Here is a 1,392-nt window from a genome sequence, read left to right on the forward strand (position 1 = left end):
CTCGTCGCGCGCTGCGGCGCGCTGCGAAACTGCAGATTCATCAATCTCCAGCCCGCCAACAGACTGAACGAACTGCTGAATCTGGCGGACATACACGTACTGCCCCAACGCGCGGACGCCGCGGACCTCGTCATGCCCTCGAAGCTGACCGGCATGTTCGCGAGCGGCCGGGCAGTCATCGCGATGGCCAGTGCGGGTACCGAATTGCACGACGTAGTGTGCCGCCGCGGGGTACTGGTCGCGCCGGGCAACCCGGAAGCACTGGCAAGCGCCATCGATGCGCTCGCTGCCGATACAACCCGCCGCATGCATCTCGGACGCGCAGGGCGGGATTTCGCGGAAGCCGTCCTGTCACGCGAAGCGGTATTGCGCGAATTCGAGGCGAGATTGTCCGCATTGTGTCGAACGCCGCCCGGTACCTGAGGGCGTGGACGGAAACGACGGTCCAGCCCGCGCCGCCCCGGCAGCCGGCCACCCTGCCGCCGGCCGCTCACGGTATCCGTCTTCCGGTTCACCACGCTGCAGGATGTTCAACGACGGCCGTCGGACCGCTGAAGTTCGACGGCTTTTACCGATATCAAATATTCGTAGACGCATTGCAGGAATGTGTAGTGCCACCCTGCGCGCCCGTCTAGAAACGACCGGCGAACGGCCATCATGTAGAAAAACTTGAACACCGGCCGACACGGCATCCTGTAGAACAGCGCCTTCTGATGAAATCGTCGAACATTGAAGTCGCGAGCGAAAAGCGCCTTGGTGATCGAAAAATCGGCCTGCCGCCGGCGCAGCAACTCGCCTGCTTCCATCGACGAATAGACGTTGTGCTTGCCGATCCAGTGAGCCATGCCTTTCGAGAAAGGAAAGTGATCCAGCGGGCCGGCCAGTTCATGAATTTCGCCGTCGACGATCAGAACCTCGTTGACTTCGCGTTCGTAATGCACGCGCGACGGACGCACGAACCGAATGAAGTATGGCGAGATTTGCGCATGCTTCAACCAGCGACCCAGGAAGTAGTCTCTACGCCGCATCCTGGCTGCCCCGATTTCGTCGGGCGCATCGGAAGCAAAGCGGCGGAGTTCATCCAGCAGTTCCGGCGACGGTCGCTCATCCGCATCCAGGATCAACAGCCATTCGTGCCTGAAGCCGAAATTCCGTAACGCGTGGTTACGTTGCGCGGCGAAACCGTCGAATTCCCGCGCCACGACATGCGCGCCGAACGCGTTCGCGATCTGCACGGTGTTGTCTTCGCTGATCGAGTCGAGGACCCAGATGTCATCCACGCCATCGATACTCTTCAGGCATCCCGGCAGGTCCGCTTCCTCGTTCTTCGTCAGGATCAGGACCGAGAATCCGTAAGTCATTGCACCCCTCTGCGCACGCGCGAGTTGATTC

General features: G+C 61.1%; 2 protein-coding genes. One reads left to right on the forward strand and one right to left on the reverse strand.

The window, feature by feature from the left end; translation table 11 throughout:
- A partial coding sequence (locus ACFTWP_RS41745) for a glycosyltransferase (protein ID WP_380270398.1) occupies window positions 1-423 on the forward strand: 423 nt, incomplete at its 5' end.
- Between the two features lie 107 nt (window positions 424-530).
- Here the strand turns inward: ACFTWP_RS41745 and ACFTWP_RS41750 are convergent.
- Window positions 531-1,392 (reverse strand): glycosyltransferase family 2 protein (locus tag ACFTWP_RS41750; protein WP_380270399.1); only part of this gene is annotated, 862 nt, incomplete at its 5' end.

Origin of the sequence: Kitasatospora sp. NPDC057015 (genome assembly GCF_042673745.1) — a bacterium.
Classification (GTDB): Bacteria; Actinomycetota; Actinomycetes; order Streptomycetales; family Streptomycetaceae; genus Kitasatospora.